The organism is Bradyrhizobium elkanii WSM2783, assembly GCF_000472865.1.
Classification (GTDB): domain Bacteria; phylum Pseudomonadota; class Alphaproteobacteria; order Rhizobiales; family Xanthobacteraceae; genus Bradyrhizobium; species Bradyrhizobium elkanii_A.
This window is the reverse complement of record NZ_AXAP01000021.1, coordinates 47,055-69,210: the sequence shown is the minus strand read 5'-3', so window position 1 is coordinate 69,210 and position 22,156 is coordinate 47,055. Positions and strand designations below refer to the sequence as shown.

Sequence of the window (22,156 nt, the reverse complement as noted above, 5' to 3'; positions counted from 1 at the left end):
AGCGTTGTGATCAGCCGCGCATTTGCACTCCGGCCCACTCCTCGACCACCTTGGCGATCGAGGTGAAATCGGATGCGGCGCCATATTTGGCATTGGTGATCGCGAGCATTTGCCGCACCACGGCGCCGCACACCATGGGCACGCCCATGGCTTCGGCCTCATCGACGCACAGCCGGACGTCCTTGTAGGAGAGGCCGGTGGTGAAGCCGAAATCGAAAGTGCCGGGCAACACCGAACGCGGGAACTTGTCTTCGGATGCGCTGTTGCGGCCGCTGCTGGCATTGATGATATCGATCAGGACCTTGGCGTTGACGCCGCCCTTCACGCCCATCGCCATGGCTTCGGATGTGATGACCAGAGCCGCTGCTGCCATCAGATTGTTGGCGAGCTTGGCTGTCTGCGCCATGCCGGGCTTGTCGCCGGTGTAGAACAGCTTGCCGAAGTTCTTCAGGATTGGCTGGACGGTCTCATAGGTCGTCTGCGGACACGACACCATGACCGCCAGCGTGCCGTTGACAGCACCTTTGATGCCGCCACTCACGGGCGCATCGACCAGTGTCATGCCTTTTGCTTGCAGGCCCTCTGCCACGAGCTTGGCTGCGCCCGGGCCGGTGGTGGACAGATCGATCACGATTCGCGCGCGGCTCCCGCTGCTGATCCCATCCGGACCGAGCGCGACCGCCTTCACAACGTCTGGAGTGGGCAGGCTGGCCAGCACGATATCCGCGCGAGAGGCGACATCGGCAGGCGACTTGGCCAGCTGTGCACCGCGCTTGACCAGCGGCTCTGTCGCTTCGCTCTGTGTATCGTAGACGACCAGCGAATAGCCGGCGTCCATCAATCGCCCCGCCATGGGGCCGCCCATGCGACCCGTGCCAAGGACGCCGAGCGTCTCTCCCGCCATCGTTCACTCCCGTGCCCGCGCGTTTCCAGGACGAACGCGCTCTTGTTGTTGTCGTTTGTCGTCATCGAGGCAGCAGTTCCTGCACCCGCGGTCCTCACTGTTCGGATTGTCAGTCAATCTGTCAAGCAGAACATTTTGTGGTCGACAGTTGGCCGCGGGTCGGCTTATGGTTTTTGAAAACCGAGGAATCCGCTCAGGTGACACAAAACGAGGTTTCAAGCGTCAGCCGGACGCTCGGCGAATTTGTCGCCGCCACATCATGGGCGGATGTCGCGAGGCAAGGTCACGACGCCAAACGGTCCATTCTCAACTTCTTCGCGACCGCACTGGGTTCGGCCCACGATCCGGCGGTGACGACCGCCCTGCAGACATTGTCGCCGTTCAGCGGCTCTCAGACCTCCGCGATCATCGGCCGCTCCGAGCGGCTCGATGCCCTGTGCGCGTCATTCATCAACGCCATCTCCGCCAACCTGCTCGACTTCGACGACACCCATCCCGAAACGATCATTCATCCGGCCGCGCCGGTTGCAGCTCCGGTGCTGGCACTCGGGCAGGCGCGCAAACTGTCGGGACGCGATGTGTTGACGGCCTTCATCCTCGGCGTCGAGGTCGAGTGTCGCATCGGCAATGCGGTCTCGCCGCGCCACTATGCGCGCGGCTGGCATATCACCTCGACCTGCGGGATATTTGGCGCGGCAGCCGCCTGTGCAAAGCTGCTGAGACTACAGGCCGACGGCATTGCCGACGCGATCGGGATTGCCGCAAGCCAGTCGGCAGGCAATGTCGAGAACCTGCCGACCGCCGCCAAGAATGTGAGCGTCGGCAATGCCGCGCGCAACGGGCTTTTTGCCGCACTGCTCGCTCAGCAGGGGTATGCGGCCGCGCCCCGCGCCATCGAAGGGCCTCTCGGATGGGCGCGCACCATGGGCGACGAACCCGATCTCGACCGTCTGCTTGGTGGCCTCGGCAATACCTGGGAGATCGCAAGAAATACCTACAAGCCCTATCCAGCCGGCATCGTGTTCCATGCCGTCATCGACGCTTGCTTCCGCCTTCGCGATCGGATCGGTGGGCGGACCGATCAAATCGATTCTGTGACGGTGCAGGGCTCCGCATTATTACTGGCGCGAGGTAATCGGCCGGTACATAACGAGCGTGACGCGCGCGTGAGTATCCATCATTGCGTGGCATGTGGCCTACTGATCGGCGCGGCCGGCATTGCGGAATTTGCGCACGAGACGGTGTTCCGACCCGACGTCGTGCAGTTGCGACAGAAGGTGAGGGCTGATCGTGACGACACGATGCCCGATGGCGCGGCACGGGTGAATGTGCGCCTGACATCCGGCGAAGTCTTCACCGAAACCGTCATGTCCCCGCGGGGTAGTCTGGCCAATCCGCTCACCGATCGCGACATCGAAGCCAAGCTACGCGACTGCGCGCGGGCCGGTGGTAGCGATTGGGACGCGGACGGCGTCATCGAGGCAGTCCGGCAAATCGATGTGCTCGATGACATCTCCGAACTGATGCAATGCTCTCCAAACCTGAAAGGACGATTATGAGCAAAAGCGAGTTGTTCGAAAAGGGCCTCAAAGTTCGCAAGGAAGTGCTCGGCGAGGACTACGTCAACAAATCGATCGCAGGCGCCGACGAATTCACCCGGACGATGGCGGAATGGTCGACCGAGTTCTGCTGGGGTGCGCTGTGGACAAGGCCCGGGCTCGATCGGCGTACTCGCTCGATCGTCAACCTGGCCATGCTCGGCGCGCTTAATCGGCCGCATGAACTGAAGCTTCACGTCAAGGGCGCCCTGAAGAATGGACTTACCAAGGACGAGATCAAGGAAATATTGCTACAGGTCGCCGTCTATTGCGGCGTGCCCGCCGGCATAGACGCATTCCGCAATGCTCGCGACGCTTTCAACGAAGTTGAGACGAAGTGATCTGCAGGAGGCTCGTCGGCCCGCGTCTTGGCGGCCGCCGACGAGCGATCCTGCGATCGCCAGGCAACGTCAGTTTCTCAGCGTTCAAGAAGACGAGGGTGTGAACCGGCGGTGAGCCGGCCGGGCGATAGTGTGACACGTTGGTCGCTCTCGCGCCGTGGCAAGGCGCCTGACCCGGCGCTGGTGCGCTGGAATGCGCCGGAGACTTTCGATGACGAGGCGATGACGGAGATCAAGGCGTCGCGTTTGACGACCCCCTATCGCGCCCTGGCGATGGCGGTGCGCAATGAAGAGCGTGCGTTTGCCTTCTGGACTTATGTCGCGGCTTCACCGCAGATCCCGAGATCCGGATGGCGGCCGAAGCCATGGCACGCGAGGAACTTGCGCATGTGGCGACCCTGCGCAAGGAACGCCGCGGCGCCTATCACTGCGAGCACAAGGCGCGCGTCCAAGGACGTTCGCACAGCCGCGCTCGCGAGCTTCGCGAAGAGGCCGAACTGATGTCGGCCCGCGCCGCCGGATTCGGATCCTTTTCTCCGGCGCTGCTGCAGGCAACTGATGCCCAGGCCATCGCCGAGGCTCTGACCGACGCCTATCTCGACGGCGCCGAACGCACGGACGATCCGGTCTGTCTTGAGCTTCTGCAGATGCTGGCCGAGCGTGCCATCGCCCGGCTTGCCTGGCTGCGCAGCCTGGAGCCTGCCGTCGAGCCTAAAGCGCGATGATCTTGGGAAACAATCATCGTCGCGCGTGCCTCACACGATCGGTACTCCTTCAGGAAAACGGCCAGATCACGCTGACTCCCGCCGAGCAAGGTGGTCAAACAGATTCATCGGGAGCGGAAAGACCACGGTCGAGGACCGTTCGCCCGCGATGTCGTGCAGCGCCGCGAAATAGCGTAGCTGCATCGCCTGCGGCTCCTGTGCGAGGATCCGGCCGGCCTCGACGAGCTTCTCGGCGGCCTGCTGTTCGCCCATCGCATTGATCACTTTGGCGCGTCGCAGCCGTTCCGCTTCGGCCTGCTTGGCGATTGCGCGCACCATGGTTTCGTTGATATCGACATCCTTGATCTCGATTCCCGTCACCTTGATGCCCCACACATCGGTCTGCTTGTCGAGGATCTCCTGGATGTCAGCGTTTAACCTGTCGCGTTCTGCCAGCATCTCGTCAAGTTCGTGCTTGCCGAGTACCGAGCGCAGCGTGGTTTGTGCGAGCTGGCTGGTCGCGGCCATGTAATCGCCGACCTTGATGATCGCGCGCTCAGGATCGACGATGCGAAAGTAGAGAACGGCATTGACCTTGACCGAGACGTTGTCGCGCGAAATCACGTCCTGGGGCGGCACGACCTGCACCATCACTCTGAGATCCACCTTCACGAGTTGCTGCACGGCCGGAATGAGGATGATGAGGCCCGGGCCCTTCACTCCGGTGAAACGGCCGAGCGTGAAGATGACGCCGCGCTCATATTCCCGCAGGATGCGAATGGCCTGGCTCAAGAAAAGGATGACGACCAGCACAAGCGCTGCATAGGTCAAGTAATCAAGCATCATGATTTCCCTCCTTCGCCGGTCGGGACTGGCGCGCGCCGCACCACCAGCGTCAGATCGACGATGTTGGCGACCTCAACCATCTCACCGGGCCTGAAGGTTTCGGTGCCGCGTGCTTGCCATCGCTCGCCGTGCGTGAAGACATGACCTTCATTCTCGGACCAATCGAGGACCTTGGCGGACAGGCCTCGCATGGCTTGCGCGCCGACCCGCACGGGACCGCTGCGAGCGCGCCGAAGCGAGCCGAGCACGACGAGAACAAAGCCGATGAACGTCGCCGTCACGATGGCGATGAGCCACCACGACAGTCGGTAGCCGGGCGCTTCGACCCTGAAGAGCATGACCGCTCCCAGTACAAAGGCGATGACTCCGCCGAGCCCGATCACCACCGTCGGGTTGAAGGCCTCGAAGGCAAGAAGCGCGATCCCGACCAGCATCAAGGCGAGGCCGGCGTAGCTGATCGGCAGCAAATTGAGGGCGTAGAGGCCCAGCAGCAGGCAGATCGTGCCGACGACTCCGGGGGCGACCGTGCCGGGGGACATGAATTCGAAGATGAGCCCGTAGACGCCAACCATCAGGAGAATGAACGCGACGTTGGGATCAGTGATGACCGCCAGGAACCGGGAGATCCATCCAGGATCGATTATTTCGACGACCGCGTCCTTCGTGGCCAGACGTTGCGTCTTGCCACTTGCAACCTCGACGACGCGACCATCGACCTTCGCGAGCAGTTCGGCCGGATCGCGTGCGATGAGATCGATGACATGTTCCTGCAACGCGCCGTTGGCGGAGAGGGTCGCGGCCTCGCGCACCGCCTTCTCGGCCCAGTCGGCATTGTGGCCGCGCAGTTCTGCGAGGCTGCGGATGAGGGCGACGGCATCATTCGTCACCTTTGCCGTCATCGCATCCTTTGGCTCGGGCTGTTGGTCGCTATCCTTCTTGTCTTTGCCGTCCTTGTCCGGGGTACCGCCCGGCAGGCCCGGTATCGGACCGCCAATCTGCACTGGCGTCGCGGCACCGATATTGGTGCCCGGCGCCATTGCCGCGATATGGGTCGCGTAGAGAATATAGGTCCCGGCGCTTGCGGCATGGGCTCCGGAGGGAGCGACGTAACCTACGACAGGAACAGGCGAAGCGAGCACATCCGAGATGATCTCGCGCATGCTGGTGGTGAGACCGCCCGGTGTATTCAGACGCAGAATGACAATGTCCGCGCGTCGTTCGGCTGCCTTGGCCAGAGCGTCCTTCACGTAACTTGCCGACGCCGGTCCGATCGCTCCGTCGAGCGAAATGGTCAGTGCAAGACTGCGGTTCTCCTCCGCTAAGCCGGGAAGGAGGGAGACAACCAGAGCGACGATTGCAATCGCCGCAACGAGGGCCGCCTTTACGGTCTGCACGGCAAGGACTCCCTTGTCGAAGATATGGGGTTCCGTCCAGGAACCTCAATGGCCGTGGACCACGTACGCGGATGCCGTTGTGCGGTGCGATAGCTACGGTCGACGTATGCGCCGCGCGCGGAGTTCTCATCAGGCGCCTGCTTCCGTTCTTGAAAAGGCTGAACCGATCCGGTGCGGCAGACTGCAGGCGAAGCAGTCCTCAGTTGGTTCTCGCCTGGGTGGTTTCTTTCGACTGGGCTGATGATAGGCTGGTCGCCTGGGTGGAAATTTACCAACTGCTTGGGGCTTCTCTAAATGACGGCCGCATCAGGCCTGCGCCCCATCTATGCATGCGCGGGATGGGAAATCGATCTTGCCAGACGGGAATTGCGCTCTCAGGGAGTGGCCGTGCCGTTGGGTGGACGGGCCTTTGAGATCATTGCGGAATTGGTCCAGGCAGAAGGCGAACTGGTTCCCAAGAGTGATTTGACCAAGCGGGTCTGGCGGGGGGTATTCGTCGAGGAGGGCGCGCTTCGTGTGCACATCGCGGCGATCCGCAAGGCCCTCGGTTCGGATCGCGACATGCTGGCCACGACGGTCGGCCGGGGATATCGCCTTCTGGGATCATGGCAGATCCGGCATGTCGATGCGCCGGCTCAGCCGGCTGCGCCTGAACTGTCGCCGTCGACCAACATTACGGCCGCGACGTTCAATCTCATCGGTCGCGCTACGGCGATCGCTCACCTATGGGAGCTTCTGTCGGCCTATCGAGTCGTGAGTCTCGTCGGGCCTGGCGGGATCGGCAAGACAGCGCTGGCGCTGCAGGCGGCCAGGTCGCCGCCGGCCGGACTGACGGCCGACCGGTTCCTCATCGAACTGGCCTCGCTTTCAAATCCCGAACTCGTGCCTTCAGCGGTTGCCGGCGTGCTCGGCATCAAACTGGAAGGTGAAGATATCTGCGCAGAGGCCATCGCGCGTGCCATCGGAGCGCGAGAGTTGCTGGTCGTTTTCGACAATTGCGAGCATGTCATTGGTGCCGTAGCTAGGCTGACCGAGACGATCGTCAGCCGCTGCCCCGGTACGACCATTGTCGCGACCAGCCGCGAGGCCCTGCGTATCGATGGCGAACATGTCTATCGCGTGCCTCCACTGGAAGTGCCGCCTGAGCCTCTGCTCGCACCGGACGCCATCTTTGAACACACCGCAGTCGAACTGTTCATGACCAGGGCGAAGGCGCAGGGTTCTAGCTTCGAGCGCGACGAGGAGAATCTTGGCGCCATCGCCGCTATTTGCCGCCGGCTCGACGGCATTCCGCTCGCCATTGAGTTTGCCGCGGCACGCGCGGCGATGCTTGGTCCGCCCAAGATCGCGGCGCTTCTGGACGACAGATTTAAATTCCTCACGACGGGCCGGCGCACAGCGCTGCCCCGGCAGCAAACGCTGCGCGCGACGCTCGACTGGAGCTATGACCTGCTGCCGGAGGCGGAGGCGCGGGTCCTGCGGCGGCTCGGCATCTTCGCCGGCGATTTCCTGCTCGACGCAGTGATTGCGGTTGCCGGCGATCACGAGAAGGGCGAAGTCACCGACCACCTCGCCAATCTGGTCGCAAAATCCCTTGCCGTCGCCGACATTCGTGGCGACCGGCCGCACTACCGCCTGCTGGATACGACGCGCGCTTACGCGCTGGAAAAGCTGCATGGCTCAGGGGAATATTTCGATGCAGCGCGCCGTCACGCGCAATATTATCGCGTCTTCTTCGCCAATGCAGAAGCCGAAAGCGAGTTGAAGCCGCAGGCGGAGTGGCTTGCCATTTACGGCCGGCATATCGACAACGTGCGTGCCAGCCTTGATTGGGCATTCTCCCCCAGCGGCGATGCGCAGATTGGTGTGGCATTGACCGCGGCCGCGGTGCCGCTCTGGGTACAACTGTCGCTGCTCGCGGAGTGCCGCGAGCGCACCGAGTTGGCGCTGGCAAGGATCGATGAAGCTTGCCCAGAAGCATTGCGCCTGCGCATGCAGCTTTCGGCCGCACACGCCTGGTCGCTGATGTATGGCGTCGGTAGGGCCCGCGAGGCCGGTCCCGCCTGGGCCTTGGCGTTGCAACTCGCAGAGCAACTCGGCGACGCCGATTATTTGCTGCGCGCGCTGTGGGGACTGTGCATCGATCAGTTCAACAACGGAGAATTTCGCAAGGCGCTGGAGTTTGCGCTCCGCTTCGCCGAAATCGCAGGTGGCTCGAGCAACTCCGTCGACCTGATGATGGCCGATCGGCTGCTGGCTACCACGCTGCACTACCTCGGCGACCAGAACCTCGCGCATCATTACATCACGCGGACCTTGTCGCGCCTTTCGGATCTATCGCCAAAGCCGCAGGTGATCCGCTTTCGCTTCGACCTAAGAGTATCGGCGCACTATTTCCAGGCTCGCATCCTGTGGCTCATGGGGCTAGCCGACCAGGCCTTGCGCGTGGTCGAACACAACATCGAGGAAGGCCGAGCGAGCGGCCACGCGCTGACGTTCTGCAGCGTGCTGGGGCAGGGCGCCTGCCCGATCACTTTCCTTGCCGGCGACCTCGATGCGGCGGAACGCTACTGTGCACTGTTGATCGAGCATACTGAGCGGCACCCGATCCGCCTGTGGAATTTGTGGGCCCGCGCCTTCAGAGGCATGGTGATGGCTAGGCGCGGCGGCGTTGCGACGGGATTGCCGGTGCTGCGGAAAGCGCTCGAGCTGGCGGGCGAGGCGCGGTTTTTGCCGCGCTTCCTGCTTCCTCTTGGCGAATTGGCGATCTGTCTCGGCGAGGCAGGCGACGTCGCGCAGGGGCTTATTGCCGTCAATGAGGCGCTTGCGCGTTGCGAGGCGAGGGAAGAGCAATGGTACCAGGCCGAGCTGTTGCGCATCAAAGGCGAGCTGCTGCTCCACGCCGGTGAACATCGTTCGGTTGTTGCCGCCGAGCAGTCCTTCGACAGATCGCTACAGGTGGCGCGCAGCCAGGGCGCGCTGTTTTGGGAGCTGAGGACGGCAATCAGTTTTGCGCGATTGAGAGCCACTCAGGACCGTCCTGCCAACGCGCACCACATCCTTGCCTCCGTGTACGGAAAGTTCACCGAGGGGTTCGAGATTTCGGACCTGAGAAGCGCAAAAGCAACGATGGCGCAGTTTTCCACCGAGTGAGCCGCCCTGGGTCGTGCCGTCGTCGCCGATCCGGGGCCCGGCCTGTGGATCAGTTACGGCATCGTACGCCAACATGGCGGCGAACTATTCGCTGCCAATGAACCGGAAGGTGGCGCTACCTTTTCCTTCGCGCTGCTCGTGGCATAGTTGGCAGCCGATACGGGAAGCCTCGGTCAGCCGAGCCTGTCGCGAGAACACAGGCCTGCTCCATCTGCGGACCTTGGATCCACAGCGATCGGAAGCGGACGCAGGCTTGGCCTTGCCAGGGCGCGACGTCAGGTGGCGATCCATTACCCCTTCACTGGCTCGCGCTGGTCGCGGCAACAGGCGTTGTGGCGGTCGCCCGCTTGCCGACCGCCAGATATACCGCAGCCGATACGCCGATGCCAAAGAGCCAGCTGAGATCGGCGCCGCCGAGCAGACCCGTCGAGATTGGTCCCTGCAACGCGCTGACGAGGCCGTCTTCGACCGACCAGCCTGCAACGAGACCTGCCAGGAAGGCGATGATTCCGCCCCAATTGATATCGCCATAGGCGCTGGTTTCCGGCGAGCGGTAGAGTTCGGCGACGTCGATCTGGCCCTTTCGCTTGATGTAGAAGTCGGCGAGCACGACACCGGCCCACGGGCTCATCCACAACAACAGGCTGATCATCCAGTTGTCGAATGCCTTCGCAAAGGACGGTGCGAAGATGAAGTAGAGCGTGACCAGATAGCCGGCGATGCCGACGATGATCGCTAGCGCGACGCGCGAGAGCCTGAAGCCTGCGCTAAGCGCGGCGAGCGCAGCCGAATAGACATTGAGGATATTGGTCGCGATCGGTCCGTGCAGCACCATCAGCAGCACCAGGATGCTGGTCGGACCGCCGAACACCGCGCTGACCATCTTGGCCGGATCGGTATCCAGTGTCGTGCTGGCGATCGTCGCGCCCAGGATGGCGAGCCACACGCTCGGGACGAACATGCCGACATAGCTGTACCAGAACACGGAGCTCGAGGGCACGCTCTTCGGCACGAAGCGCGAATAGTCCGAAGCCCAGGTGACCCAGGAGATGCCCCAGCCGACGCCGATCGCTGTCATCAGCAGCGTCAGCATCGCCAGATGCGCGCCACCCGAAAGGGACGTGGTGAGGCCCCAGTTGACGACGCCCGGGCGCGACCACGCCAGCACGCTCATCAGGATCATGATGGCAACCGTCGCTGGCACCGTGTACTTCTCGAAGGTCCGGATCGCGTAGAAGCCGTACACGCCGATCCCGACCTGAAGCACCATCACCAGCGTGATGATGATGATCTCGACCAGCCAGGTGTCGGGAATGCCGAACTGACCAAGGATGGCGACTGCGATCTTCACGGGGAAGTAGGTGTTCACGCCGATCCAGCACAGCGTCATCAGGAACATCAGGATGCTCGGCAGATAGGCGCCGCGAACGCCGAAGGCCGAACGGCTCAAGACCATTTGGTTGACGCCGGTCCTGTGGCCCATCACGGTGAAGGACGCAAAGATCGCGCAGCCGATGATGTTGCCGATCACGATCACCGCGATCGTTTCCATAAGGCCGAGCTTCAGGATGATGCCAAGCGCGCCGAGGGCCCAGTTGACCGGCGCGATATTGGCGCCTGCCCAGATCCACATTTGCTGCGGTCCGGTGGAGTCCCGGTCAGCATCAGGAATAGGCTCGATGCTATGAATATCGGCGCGAAGCTCGGAATCCGTCATGACATCCCCCGTTCAATACGAAGCACGCTTCGTAATCGGCGGACGCAGCAACAATCGTGCCATGGAAGTAGGGTGTAGCCGCGAAGCCTGCTGCTCGCGCGCCGACGCGGCGGGTGGTTCGAAGAATTGACGCTGTCTTTTCAAGGCCGAGACGGCATCGCTCTTGGTCGATGTCGACGTGCAGGCCGGCTGTTGCATCGCTTGGTCATGCTAGTCCGGGCGTCAGCAGAGCCGGGACCGCAATTGCGAGCGTGCGATCACGGATTGTGCAGCCCGCGCCAAAAAGACAGCCAGCGGCTCGTGTTCCATCTAGTCGAAAAGGGCAGTCGCGCTGTCGCGACTGGCGTTGCCTGCAACGATACGTTGCATCATTTCGATGAACAAGCCGCGTTCCTTCTCTGTCAAGCCGGCAAGAGTGGCGCGATGGGCGGCCCGCGCCGACGCCTCGATCCGGGAGAGCAGGGCCGTTCCGGCCGATGTCAACCGGCAGAGCCGAGCGCGTCGGTCGTCCTTGTTGACGGCCCGTTCGACCAGATTGCGGGCAGCGAGCCGCTTCAGCGCGCCGGTCGTCGTGGTCCGATCCAACGCGATATCGCCCGCCAACGTGGTCTGATCGGCGGTTCCTCGCACCGCCAACGCCGAAAGCAGGCTGTATTGCAGTGGCGTTATTTCGAATTCGCCGCACGCTTCCTGGAACAGCGCGACGTGGATCTGATGCAGGCGCCGGATCAGGAACCCAGGTCTTTGTGACAACGGCCAAGGGCGATGTCTGATCTCACCACGACGGATCTTCGCTTGCTGCAACGCACAGTCTCCAGCCTTGGAACGTGGCGCGACTAGCCCGATTCGGATGCACGCGCCATCACCAGATCATGGCATGAAGCTTGCTTTTTGGAAAATACGAAGCATGCTTCGTATTTCCGCGAGAGCGGGACCAACCCGCCGGCGAGAGCTTAAGGAGAACGTTCATGTCCATCAGCGCCAGCTTCGACCTGCTTTTGCGTGGCGGCCGCGTCATCTGTCCGTCCTCCGGCCTTGATAGCATCCGGGATGTTGCCATTCGCAACGGCAAGATCGCGGCGGTGCAGGCGGATATCCTGCCAACCAGCGCGAGGGAAGTGATCGACGTCGCCGGCAAGCTGGTGTTGCCGGGACTGATCGATACGCACGCGCATGTCTATCAATATGTCACCGGACGTTTCGGCATGAATGCCGACATGGTCGGAGTGCAGTCGGGCGTCACAACGCTGGTCGATCAGGGCGGTCCATCCTGCATGACGCTTCCGGGCTTTCGCCACTTCATCGCCGAATCTGCGAAGTCGCGCGTCTATGCGTTCCTGTCGGCCTACCTCGTTGGCGGGCTCGAAGGACATTACTATCCGCAGCTCTATAGCCCCGAGGGTGTCGATATCGGCGCCACGGTGAAGGCGGCGATAGCCAATCGTGACATCGTTCGCGGCATCAAGGCGCATGCCGAGATCGGCGGTTTTGCCCGCTGGGGTATCCGTGTCATCGAAATGTCGGCGGAGATCGGTCGCCGCGCGGATCTGCCGGTCTACGTTCACTTCGGCCAGCTCTGGGGGCTGCCTGAAAGCGGCGCCAACGGCGAGGATGCCGACACGATCCTGACGCGTGTGATCCCGCTGTTGCGCGAAGGGGATATCCTGGCGCATCCGTTCACGCGCCATCCCGGCGGCTTTGTCAACCGCGAGGGCGAGGTGCATCCGGTGATCCAGGCAGCGCTCGACCGCGGCCTCAAGGTCGATGTCGGTCACGGCAGCCATTTCTCCTACCGGCTTGCCAAGAAGGCGATTGCCGCTGGAATCGTTCCGACCACGCTCGGCGCCGACATCCACGGCTACAACACCCATGTGCCCGCGCCGGCCGGTACACCGGAACAGCACGAGGATGAAGAAAATCATCCGTTCGCCGGCCAGGCAAAGTTCAGCCTGGTGCAGGCGATGAGTTCGATGATGGCGCTCGGGCTTTCGCTCGAGCAGGTGGTGCCGATGGTCACCTCCAATCCGGCGAAGATGCTTGGCCGTGATGAGGAGATCGGCGCGCTCAAAGTCGGCAGGGATGCCGATGTCTCGGTGCTCACGGAGCACACCGGGCGATTTGTCCTTCGCGACAACGAGAAGACTGAAGTCATTGCCGAACGGCTACTGCAGCCGACGTTCTGTTTGCGTGCTGGCACGCGCTACGACGCGGTCGCGCCGATCCTGCCGCAAGCGGTCGCGGCATAGGGAGGCCGTAGCAGTCCGATCGGGGACGCCACCATGCGCAACGAGCGTGACTTTTCCTCCGCACCAGGGGCCGGCACCGGGCAGGGCGTTGGCGCTCGGCTGCCGCGCAAGGAGGACGATCGGCTGATGCGTGGCCGCGGCCAGTTCGTGGCCGACATTCGTCTCGCCGGCCTGCAGGATGTTGCGTTCGTGCGCAGCCCGCTGGCCCACGCGCGGATCAGCGGCATCCATGTGCCCGAACGTTATCGTGGAAAAGTCTTCACCGCCGCCAATCTCGTCGGTGTCAAGCCGATCCGCGCGGTGTCGGCGCTGCCGGGCTTCAAGATTTCCGAACAACCGGTGCTCGCCACCGGCAAGGTCCGTCAGGTCGGCGAACTCGTCGCGATGTGCGTGGCGCCGACGCGTGCCGAAGCCGAGGATATCGCGGCTTCTGTCACGCTCGATCTCGAAGAGCTTCCCGCGGTCTACGACATGCTGAAGGCGCGCGAGCCTGGTGCGGCGCTGGTGCACGAGCACTGGGGAGACAACGTCTTCCTCGAGACCAATTATGAGGTCGACATCTCAGCAGCGCTGGATGCACCGATCAAGGTGACGCGCGAGATATCGACCGCACGACAATGCATGTCGCCGCTCGAAGGGCGCGGTGTGGTCGCCACTTTCGATCACCGGCTCGATCAGCTCACGCTCTATTCCGCTGCTCAGATGCCGCATGTCACCCGCAGCGGCCTCGCCGAATGCCTCGGCATGGAGGAGGGAAGGATTCGCCTGATCTCCCCCGACGTCGGCGGCGGCTTCGGCCACAAGGGAATTCTGCTTCCCGAGGAAGTCTGCCTCTCCTGGCTGACCATGCGCTGTGGCCATCCGGTGCGCTGGACGGAGGATCGCCGCGAACATCTCACCGCCAGCTCAAACTGCCGGGAGCACCACTACAAGATCACGGTCTATGCCAACAGTGACGGAACGCTGCGCGGCATCGATTGCGAGGCGACGGTCGATTCCGGTGCCTACTCGTCCTATCCGTTCTCGGCATGCCTCGAGGCAGCGCAGGTCGCAAGCATCCTGCCCGGTCCCTACCTGATGCCGGCCTATCGCTGCCGAACCTTTTCGGTCGCGACCAACAAGTGCCCGATCCTGCCCTATCGTGGCGTCGCGCGCACCGGGGTCTGCTTTGCGCTGGAACTGATGCTCGATCTGGTTGCGGCGGAGGCGAGCCTCGAGCCCGGCGAAGTGCGGCTGCGCAATCTGATCCAACCGGAGCAGATGCCATACGACAACATCACCAAGAAACACTTCGACAGCGGCGATTATCCCGAGGCGATGCGGCGGGCTCTGGCGGCGATCGATATCGATGCGGTGCGCGAACGCCAGCGCGCGGGAGAGCCTGATGGACGGCGGATCGGCATCGGCGTCTCCATCTATTGCGAGCAGGCGGCACACGGCACTTCGGTCTATGCCGGCTGGGGCATTCCGATGGTGCCGGGCCACGAGCAGGCATCGGCACGGCTGACGCCCGACGGTGGTCTCGAACTGCGCGTCGGCGTGCATTCGCACGGGCAGAGCATGGAGACGACGCTTGCCCAGGTCGCCCACGAGATGCTCGGCGTCGATGTCGGAAGCGTGCGCATCATCCTTGGCGACACCGCGATGACGCCCTATTCGACGGGCACCTGGGGCTCGCGTTCGATGGTGATGGCGGGTGGCGCAGTCGCCACCGCGTGCCGCGAACTCGGCGAGCGCGCCAGGCGCATCGGCGCCAAGCTGTTGCAGCACGACCCGGCATCGGTGGTGCTGCAGAACGGCGAGGTGCGCGGCGTCAACGGCAGCGTGACATTGAAGGAGATCGCCTACACCTGGTATCGCCGCCCGCAGGACCTGCCTGCCGATGTCGATCCCGGCGGGCTTGAGGTCACCGCCGGCTACAAGCCGCAGCGTGACAGCGGCACCTTCAGCTATGCAGCGCATGCAGTCGTCGTCGCTGTTGACCCCGATTTGGGCGAAGTCGAAATCCTCGACTATGTCATCGTCGAGGATGGCGGCGTGCTGGTCAATCCGATGGTCGTGGACGGCCAGATCTATGGCGGCCTCGCGCAGGGCGTCGGCACCGCGCTCTACGAGGAGATGCCGTTCGACGGATCCGGCCAGCCGCTCGCGACGACGCTCGCCGACTATCTCCTGCCCGGACCGACCGAAGTGCCCGCGCCGCGTCTCGACCACATGGAGACGCCGTCGCCCTATACGCAATTCGGGGTGAAGGGCATCGGCGAGGGCGGCGCGATCGCACCACCGGCCGCGATCGCCAATGCCGTCAACGATGCGCTGAGACCGCTTGGTGTCGAGATGATGCAATCGCCGATCACGCCTCACCGCATCGTCGAGGCCATCCTCGCCGCTCGCGATGCAGAAAGGACGGCGGCATGAAACCCGCGCCTTTCAGCTATGAGCGTCCACGCGATCTGCCGGCGGCGCTTGCGCTGTTGGCCGAAGCCAACGGGTCGGCGAAGATCATCGCCGGCGGGCAGTCGCTCGGTCCGATGCTGAACCTGCGGCTGGTTCAGCCGGAACTTGTCGTCGACATCACCGGCCTCGCCGAACTCAAGCAGGTGGAGCGACATGGCGACGAGCTTGTGCTCGGGGCCTGCATCACGCACGCCGATATCGAGGATGGACGAACGCCGGATGTGACGCGTGGCGCCATGCAGGGCGTCGCCGCCAACATTGCCTATCGCGCCGTGCGCAACCGCGGCACGATCGGCGGCTCGCTCAGCCATGCCGATCCGGCCGCGGACTGGGTGTCGGCGCTTGCGGCTTTCGGCGCGCGGCTCACGCTGCGCAGCCTCGCGGGTGCGCGTACGGTCGCAATGGAAGATTTCATTCTTGGAGCGCTTGAATCGGCATTGCGTCCCGGCGAGATCGTCGCGACCATCCATGTTCCGGCGCGGGCGCCATCGGCGCATTGGGGCTATGTCAAGAGCTGCCGCAAGACCGGCGAGTTCGCGCATGCGCTTAGCGCGGTGCTGATCGATCCGAGCGCCGCGACGGCGCGCGTGGTGATGGGCGCGATCGACACCGCACCCATCGTGATCACGGATGCCGCGGAACTGTTCGGTGGCCGCGTCGCCGGCGACTACAAGGAACGTTTTGACGTGCGCGTCGCCGACGGTCTTCTCGCCAAGGCTGGCATCGGCAATCCGGCCGACCGACATATCCATGTGAGCGTGCTCAGGCTGGCCGTCCGTGAGGCGGCCGCATGAACATGATTGCGCTTAACGTCAACCGACGTGTGGTACAGGCTGAGGCGGAGCCGCGCACGAGTCTGGCCGATTTCGTTCGCGACAAGCTTGATTTGACCGGTACGCATCTCGGTTGCGAGCATGGCGTCTGCGGCGCCTGCACGGTGCTGCTCGACGGTGTGCCGGCGCGCTCCTGCATCACTTATGCGGTGGCTTGCGAGGGTGCCGATGTCACCACGATCGAGGGCCTCGATGAGGATGACATCACGACCGAGCTCCGCGCCGCCTTTACGCGCGAGCACGCGCTGCAGTGTGGCTATTGCACGCCGGGCATGCTGGTCTCCGCGCGCGACCTTGTCCTGCGCCTGACCGCGGCCGATGAGCGCCAGATTCGCGTCGGCCTGAGCGGCAATCTCTGCCGCTGCACCGGGTACGTCGGCATCGTGCGCGCGGTGCAGTCCGTGATCGAGGCGCGGCGTGCCCGCAGCATCGCACCCGAGCCGGACGGCGGCCGCAAGGTCTTGGGGCCAGCGGGCTCCGGGCGAAGTGGGCGAGACGGTGCGATCCAGGTCCCGCAGCCAATCCAAACTGAACCCACCTATGCATCCGAGACGGTGGCATCGCCGGCCGAGATTCCTGACTTCACCCCGGCCAACCGGCTCGAACGGGACTTCACGCTCCCGTACCCGCCGAAGGATGTCTTTGCGATGTTCGATGACATCGCCGCCGTCGCGGCCTGCCTGCCAGGCGCGTCGTTGACGGCGGTCCCGAGCCCTGAACGGGTTGAAGGCGCCATCCGCGTCAAGCTTGGTCCGATCGCTGCGACATTCCTGGGCTCGGCCCGCATCGAGCGCGAACCGAAAAATCTCTCCGGTCGCATCATCGGCATCGGCAACGATCGGCGCAGCCGATCGGCGACCCAGGGCGAAATCCGGTACCAGCTGGCGCCGATCGAGGAGGGCGCGGCGACGCGCGTCGATCTCTTGATCGGATACACGCTGACGGGAATGCTGGCGCAGGTCGGGCGGCCGGGATTGGTGCGCGACCTCGCCGAGCGGCTGATCGCGGAATTTGCCGCCAATCTCGATCGCCGCATGTCGGGGGCCTCGCCCGAGCAGGCAACCGCGAAGGAGCTGAAGGGATTTTCGATGATTTCAGGTGTTTTTCGCGCGCGCATCGCGCGCTGGTTGGGTCGCTTCGTCAGACGAGACGGAGCGGCATGATGTTTCGGCGTCTCCCCATATCGCGGGGCGGCGAGGTTGGGACTGCGCGGAGATCAACAGAGCAATTGGAGAGCTACATGATTAGGACTTCCTGGATTGTTCCGGCAATTGCGCTGGCGACCGCTTTGCTCGGGGGCGGGGCCGAGGCGCAAACCATTAAGATCGGCGTGAACGAACCGCTCACCGGCGCGTTCGCCGCGTCCGGCACTTATGTTGTCAACGGCGCCAAGATCGCCGCCGACGAGATCAACGCCAAGGGCGGCATTCTCGGCAAGAAGATCGAGCTTGTCATCGAGGACAACAAGAGCAATCCGACCGAAGCTGCCGCCGTCGCCGAGAAGCTGATCACCAGCGATAAGGTGCCGGTGCTCATAGGCGCCTGGGGCTCGAGCCTGACGCTCGCGGTGATGCCGAAGCTGATCGAGTACGAGACGCCGATGGTCGTCGAGACGTCGTCGTCCAGCAAGATCACCACCACCGGAAATCCCTTCATCTTCCGTATCTCGCCGCCCTCGTCGGTCGAAGCGGCCGCCTTCAAGGGCATCGTCGACAAGCTCGCATTGAAGAAGGTCGATTTCCTCGTCATCAACAACGACTGGGGCCGCGGCACGGCGGACGATTTCGCCAAGATGATGAAGGAGAAGGGGATCGGCATCGGTCTGGTCGAGACCATGGACCAAGGCGCGCAGGACATGAGCGCGCAGCTCTCCAAGATCAAAGGCTCGGACTCCGAGACCGTGATCGTCACGACCGCGGTCGACCAACTCACTCTGATCTTCAAACAGGCGGCGGCGCTGGGCCTCAAGAAGCGCATCATCACCACCGGCGGCTCGCAAAATCCGGATCAGATCATCGCGCAGGCGGGCGCCGCGGCCAACGGCACCATGCACCTGACGACTTTCCTGCCCTGGTTCCCTGAGAAGACGCCGAATCCGGAAGCGACCAATTATTTCGTGTCGGAATGGAAGAAGCGCGGCTTCGACTTTGCCGGCTGCACCGAGAGTTTCCGCGGCTATGACGGCATCCGTACTGCGGCAGCTGCGATCGAGAAGGCGGGCAAGGCGGAGCCCGCGGCCATCAAGGCGGCGCTGTGGGACATCAAGGTGAAGGGCTTGAACGGCGATATCGTGTTCCGCAAGTCCGGTCCGGAAGGCAAGGAGAGCGGCCAGAGCCAGCCGAACGTCTACCTGATCGAGATCAGCGACGGCAAGGTCGACATGAAGACTCTCTGATCTCGCGTCATCTATCGACGAGGGCCGCGCTGCGGTCCTCGCCCGCAACAGGATAGCCCGGAGCCGCCTTGAGCGAGTTTCTGCAACATCTGATCAACATGCTCGTCCTCGGCGGCACCTACGCGCTGCTGGGGATCGGGCTGACCTTGATCTTCGGCATCATGAACGTGGTGAACTTTACGCATGGCGTGCTCTACACGTTCGGCGCCTACATCATGTTCATCGTGGTTCAGCAGCTTGGGCTCAACTTCTTCCTCGCGCTGCCCGTCGCCGTCGTGGCGGGGTGGCTCCTGGGTGCGGTGATTGAGCTGACCTTGCTGCGGCCGCTGCGTGGCTCCGATATCGACACCACCATGCTGGTGATGATCGGCGCCTGGATCGCGATGCAGTCGGCCACGCTGTGGATCTGGGGTGGGGTCGCGAAATCGGTCGCGACACCGTTTCCGGAAGCGCCGCTTGTCTTGGGGCCTGTCTCCGTCTCCTGGCTGCGGCTGTTTGTCCTGGCGGCCGCAGCGCTTCTGATCGTGGTGACGTACCTGCTCATCAACCGTACCAAGCTCGGCTGCGCGATGCGCGCGACGTTCCAGGATCAGGACACCGCGTCGCTGATGGGGGTCAATGTCGATCTCATCTATACCTCGACCTTTGCGATCGGCTCGAGCCTGGCCGCTGCGGCCGGCGCGCTACTCGGCCCGGTCTATGTGATCTTTCCGCAGATGGGCGATCTTGCCGCGGTCAAGGCCTTCGCGATCGTGATCCTCGGCGGTCTCGGCAACATCACTGGCGCGGTGATCGGCGGCTTCATCCTGGCATTGGCCGAGGAGCTGGGCGCCGGCTACATATCGTCGGGATATCGGGACGCGATGGGCTTCCTGATCATCATCGCGGTGCTGATCTTCAAGCCCACCGGTTTGTTCGCGCGTTCGGAGCGCGTGGGATGAGGGCAGCGATCACCATCCTTGCGCTCGCGGCCATCGCATCCGTGCCGCTCTGGCTGCGCGATCCTTATCTCCTGAACGCGCTGATCACGACCGGAATCTTCATCATCGCCGCAATGAGCCTCAATCTCCTGCTCGGTTTCACCGGCCAGCTCAGCCTCGGTCACATCGCTTTCTTCGGCATCGGCGCCTATGTCAGCGCGCTGACCTCGCTCGGCTTCGATATCGGCCTGCCCGGCGGCTTCCGCCTGGTTCACGAACCATGGCCGCCGATTGCGGGGCTTGCGCTGGCGATCCTGGTCGCGGGATTGTGCGGCTATTTCGTCGGGTTGCTTTCCTTCCGCGTCCGCGGCGCTTATTTCGTGATCGTCACGATTTCCTTCGCCGAGGTCGTGCGGCTGGTGGCGCTGAACTGGGTCGAGCTGACGCAGGGGCCGCTGGCGCTAACCAATATCCCGTCGATCGCGATTGGCTTGCCGGGTCTCGGTGAACTGACGCTGCGCACCAAGCTGCAGAACTATTATCTCGTGCTCGCGGTCGCAGTCGTCGCCTATCTCCTGATCGCGCGGCTCGTGCACTCCCATTTTGGCCGCGCCATGCGCGGGCTGATGGAAAACGAAACGCTGGCGGTGTCGGTCGGGATCGACGTCACGAAGACGCTTACGCTCGCCGCGGTCATCTCGGCTGCTATCGCGGGCGCGGCCGGTAGCCTTTATGCGCACTACATCCGGATCATCGATCCCGAGGTGTTCGCTTTCATCAACACGGTGACGATGGTGATCATGGTCATCAGCGGCGGCAAGGGCTCACTGGCCGGACCGGTCGTCGGCGGCCTGATCTTCGGATTGCTGCCGGTCGTCCTGCGTCCGATCATGGCGCCGGAAGCTCAATGGATCGCCTATGGGGGCGTGCTGATCGTGATCCTCTTCGTACTGCCGCGCGGCATCGTACCTTCATTGGCGCAGCGGTTCGCGAAACGGAAGCGCCAAGCCGCAACGGTTGCTCCGGTTGCCTTTTCCGAACGTGCCAAGGAGCCTGCGTAGTGACCTCGCGTGCGATCGCCTTGGACGTGGAGCAGGTCGCCGTTCGCTTCGGCGGGCTCGTCGCGCTCTCGGATATGAACTTTACGGTAGGCGAGGGCGAGATCGTCAGCCTGATCGGCCCGAACGGCGCCGGCAAGACCACCGCGTTCAACGTCATGACCGGCTTTCTGGATCCAGCCCACGGCAAGGTGAGTTATCGCGGGGCCACACTGAACGGACTGAAGCCGCATCAGATCGCTGATCTCGGATTGATCCGCACCTTTCAGCGGACCAGTGTTTTCCCGAACGACACGGTTTACGACAATCTTCTGATCGGGCTGCACCGCCAGGGCCGGGTTGGCCTGTTCGAAGCGATTCTTGGGCTGCCGCGCGGACGCGCGTCGGAGCGCCGGCTGCGCGAGCGCGCCGCCGAACTCGTCGAATGGGTCGGGCTCGAGCGTCGCGCCCACGACCCCGCAGGTTCGCTGTCCTATGGCGAGCAGCGCCTCGTCGGCGTGGCGCTGGCGCTGGCCGCGGAGCCGTCGATGCTGCTGCTCGATGAGCCGGTCTCCGGCATGAATGCGTCAGAGACGCACACGTTTGTCGAACTCATCCGCAATATCCGCGACCGCGGCGTCACCATCCTTCTGGTCGAGCATGACATGCCGATGGTGATGAGCGTGTCGGATCGGATCGTGGTGTTGAACTACGGCCGGATCATCGCGGAAGGACCGCCGGATGCGATCCGGAACGATCCTGACGTTATCGAAGCCTATCTCGGGCAGGGAGCCGCGCGTGCTTGAGATCCGCGATATCGTCTGCGGCTATGGCGGCGTTACCGCGCTGCGGGGCATCTCGCTGCAGGTGAAGGCCGGGCAGCTCGTCGCTCTGATCGGCGCCAATGGCGCCGGCAAAAGCACGACGCTGCGCGCGATTTCCGGATTGGTACCGTTGCGTTCCGGACAGATGCTCTTCGACGGCAAGGATATGACCGCGGCGCGACCGCCGCGCGTGCTGGCGAGCGGTATCGCGCATTGCCCGGAGGGAAGGCGCGTGTTTCCGCACATGACTGTCGAGGAAAATCTTGACATGGGCGCCTATCTGCGTAGCGACCCGAGCGGAATCGCCGCGGACCGTGACCGCATCTTCACTGAGTTTCCGCGTCTTGCGGAGCGGAGGCGGCAGGCGGCAGGTACCCTGTCGGGCGGCGAGCAACAGATGCTGGCGATCGGCAGGGCGCTGATGTCGCGGCCTCGCCTCATCATGTTTGACGAGCCGTCGCTTGGGCTCGCGCCGAATATTGTCGAGCGCACGTTCGCCATCATCCGCGGCATCCGCGATGCCGGCACGACAGTCTTATTGGTGGAGCAAAACGCCTTTGCTGCGCTTGAGATGTGCGATCAGGCCTACCTCATCGAGAGCGGTCGCATCGTGCTGTCCGGCGTCGGCGCGGAGCTGATCGCGAACGAGCATGTGCGAAAGGCCTATCTCGGCGGCTGATCCGCCGCGGTCGCTCGGACGGCGATCTGACCTGTGAGTCGGTTGATCGAAAAGACCTTCGACTGCACCAGCATCGGCGGCAATAACGTCGGTATCTATCCTGACATG

18 protein-coding genes are annotated in these 22,156 nt (G+C 63.4%); 13 read left to right on the top strand and 5 right to left on the bottom strand.

Annotated features, from left to right (window positions below):
• Positions 1–10: 10 nt before the first annotated feature.
• Complete coding sequence (locus YY7_RS0119670; RefSeq protein WP_028164707.1) at positions 11–904, bottom strand: NAD(P)-dependent oxidoreductase; 894 nt, start codon at positions 902–904, stop codon at positions 11–13.
• A gap of 197 nt (positions 905–1,101) precedes the next feature.
• Between YY7_RS0119670 and YY7_RS0119665 the strand changes: the two genes are divergently transcribed.
• From YY7_RS0119665 to YY7_RS64770, 3 genes are all read left to right on the top strand, one after another.
• Complete coding sequence (locus tag YY7_RS0119665) at positions 1,102–2,463, top strand: MmgE/PrpD family protein (RefSeq protein WP_028164706.1); 1,362 nt, start codon at positions 1,102–1,104, stop codon at positions 2,461–2,463.
• Entirely contained in the window at positions 2,460–2,843 is a 384-nt protein-coding gene (locus tag YY7_RS0119660; protein ID WP_028164705.1) for a carboxymuconolactone decarboxylase family protein, read from the top strand. Before YY7_RS0119665 ends, YY7_RS0119660 begins: the two co-directional genes overlap by 4 nt.
• 350 nt (positions 2,844–3,193) lie before the next feature.
• A complete protein-coding gene (locus tag YY7_RS64770) occupies positions 3,194–3,568 on the top strand; it encodes a hypothetical protein (protein ID WP_051396808.1) in 375 nt (124 codons plus the stop codon).
• A 66-nt stretch (positions 3,569–3,634) separates the two neighbouring features.
• Here YY7_RS64770 and YY7_RS0119650 read toward each other — a convergent pair whose 3' ends face one another.
• Both YY7_RS0119650 and YY7_RS0119645 read right to left on the bottom strand, forming a co-directional pair.
• Positions 3,635–4,393: a slipin family protein gene (locus YY7_RS0119650; RefSeq protein WP_028164704.1), complete on the bottom strand. Its 759-nt coding sequence runs from the start codon at positions 4,391–4,393 to the stop codon at positions 3,635–3,637.
• A complete protein-coding gene (locus YY7_RS0119645; RefSeq protein WP_028164703.1) occupies positions 4,390–5,787 on the bottom strand; it encodes an NfeD family protein in 1,398 nt (465 codons plus the stop codon). The genes YY7_RS0119650 and YY7_RS0119645 overlap by 4 nt, the downstream gene beginning before the upstream one ends.
• A gap of 387 nt (positions 5,788–6,174) precedes the next feature.
• On the opposite strand from YY7_RS0119645, the gene YY7_RS0119640 reads away from it, so the two are divergent.
• Positions 6,175–8,940: an ATP-binding protein gene (locus YY7_RS0119640; RefSeq protein WP_245287333.1), complete on the top strand. Its 2,766-nt coding sequence runs from the start codon at positions 6,175–6,177 to the stop codon at positions 8,938–8,940.
• Positions 8,941–9,238: 298 nt separating this feature from the next.
• Here YY7_RS0119640 and YY7_RS52230 read toward each other — a convergent pair whose 3' ends face one another.
• Positions 9,239–10,657 carry a cytosine permease gene (locus tag YY7_RS52230; protein WP_035690468.1) on the bottom strand — a complete coding sequence of 473 codons (1,419 nt, stop codon included), beginning with the start codon at positions 10,655–10,657 and terminating at the stop codon, positions 9,239–9,241.
• 309 nt (positions 10,658–10,966) lie between these two features.
• Entirely contained in the window at positions 10,967–11,461 is a 495-nt protein-coding gene (locus tag YY7_RS0119630; protein WP_245287332.1) for a MarR family winged helix-turn-helix transcriptional regulator, read from the bottom strand.
• A gap of 164 nt (positions 11,462–11,625) precedes the next feature.
• Between YY7_RS0119630 and YY7_RS0119625 the strand changes: the two genes are divergently transcribed.
• The 9 genes from YY7_RS0119625 (at position 11,626) to YY7_RS0119585 (ending at position 22,048) form a co-directional block, all read left to right on the top strand.
• Complete coding sequence (locus YY7_RS0119625) at positions 11,626–12,903, top strand: amidohydrolase/deacetylase family metallohydrolase (RefSeq protein ID WP_028164700.1); 1,278 nt, start codon at positions 11,626–11,628, stop codon at positions 12,901–12,903.
• A gap of 33 nt (positions 12,904–12,936) precedes the next feature.
• Positions 12,937–15,321 carry a xanthine dehydrogenase family protein molybdopterin-binding subunit gene (locus tag YY7_RS0119620; RefSeq protein WP_028164699.1) on the top strand — a complete coding sequence of 795 codons (2,385 nt, stop codon included), beginning with the start codon at positions 12,937–12,939 and terminating at the stop codon, positions 15,319–15,321.
• The gene (locus YY7_RS0119615) at positions 15,318–16,154 is read left to right on the top strand and encodes an FAD binding domain-containing protein (RefSeq protein ID WP_028164698.1); all 837 of its coding nucleotides are present in this window, start codon (positions 15,318–15,320) and stop codon (positions 16,152–16,154) included. The genes YY7_RS0119620 and YY7_RS0119615 overlap by 4 nt, the downstream gene beginning before the upstream one ends.
• Positions 16,151–17,356, top strand: coding sequence for a xanthine dehydrogenase family Fe-S subunit (locus YY7_RS0119610; protein ID WP_028164697.1), 1,206 nt, complete (start codon positions 16,151–16,153; stop codon positions 17,354–17,356). Before YY7_RS0119615 ends, YY7_RS0119610 begins: the two co-directional genes overlap by 4 nt.
• A 77-nt stretch (positions 17,357–17,433) precedes the next feature.
• Positions 17,434–18,588 carry an ABC transporter substrate-binding protein gene (locus tag YY7_RS0119605; protein WP_028164696.1) on the top strand — a complete coding sequence of 385 codons (1,155 nt, stop codon included), beginning with the start codon at positions 17,434–17,436 and terminating at the stop codon, positions 18,586–18,588.
• A gap of 68 nt (positions 18,589–18,656) precedes the next feature.
• The gene (locus YY7_RS0119600) at positions 18,657–19,529 is read left to right on the top strand and encodes a branched-chain amino acid ABC transporter permease (protein WP_028164695.1); all 873 of its coding nucleotides are present in this window, start codon (positions 18,657–18,659) and stop codon (positions 19,527–19,529) included.
• Positions 19,526–20,569 carry a branched-chain amino acid ABC transporter permease gene (locus tag YY7_RS0119595; RefSeq protein ID WP_028164694.1) on the top strand — a complete coding sequence of 348 codons (1,044 nt, stop codon included), beginning with the start codon at positions 19,526–19,528 and terminating at the stop codon, positions 20,567–20,569. Before YY7_RS0119600 ends, YY7_RS0119595 begins: the two co-directional genes overlap by 4 nt.
• Positions 20,569–21,351: an ABC transporter ATP-binding protein gene (locus YY7_RS0119590; protein ID WP_028164693.1), complete on the top strand. Its 783-nt coding sequence runs from the start codon at positions 20,569–20,571 to the stop codon at positions 21,349–21,351. Before YY7_RS0119595 ends, YY7_RS0119590 begins: the two co-directional genes overlap by 1 nt.
• On the top strand, positions 21,344–22,048 hold the full coding sequence (locus tag YY7_RS0119585) for an ABC transporter ATP-binding protein (protein ID WP_028164692.1): 705 nt from the start codon (positions 21,344–21,346) through the stop codon (positions 22,046–22,048). The genes YY7_RS0119590 and YY7_RS0119585 overlap by 8 nt, the downstream gene beginning before the upstream one ends.
• Positions 22,049–22,156 lie beyond the last annotated feature (108 nt).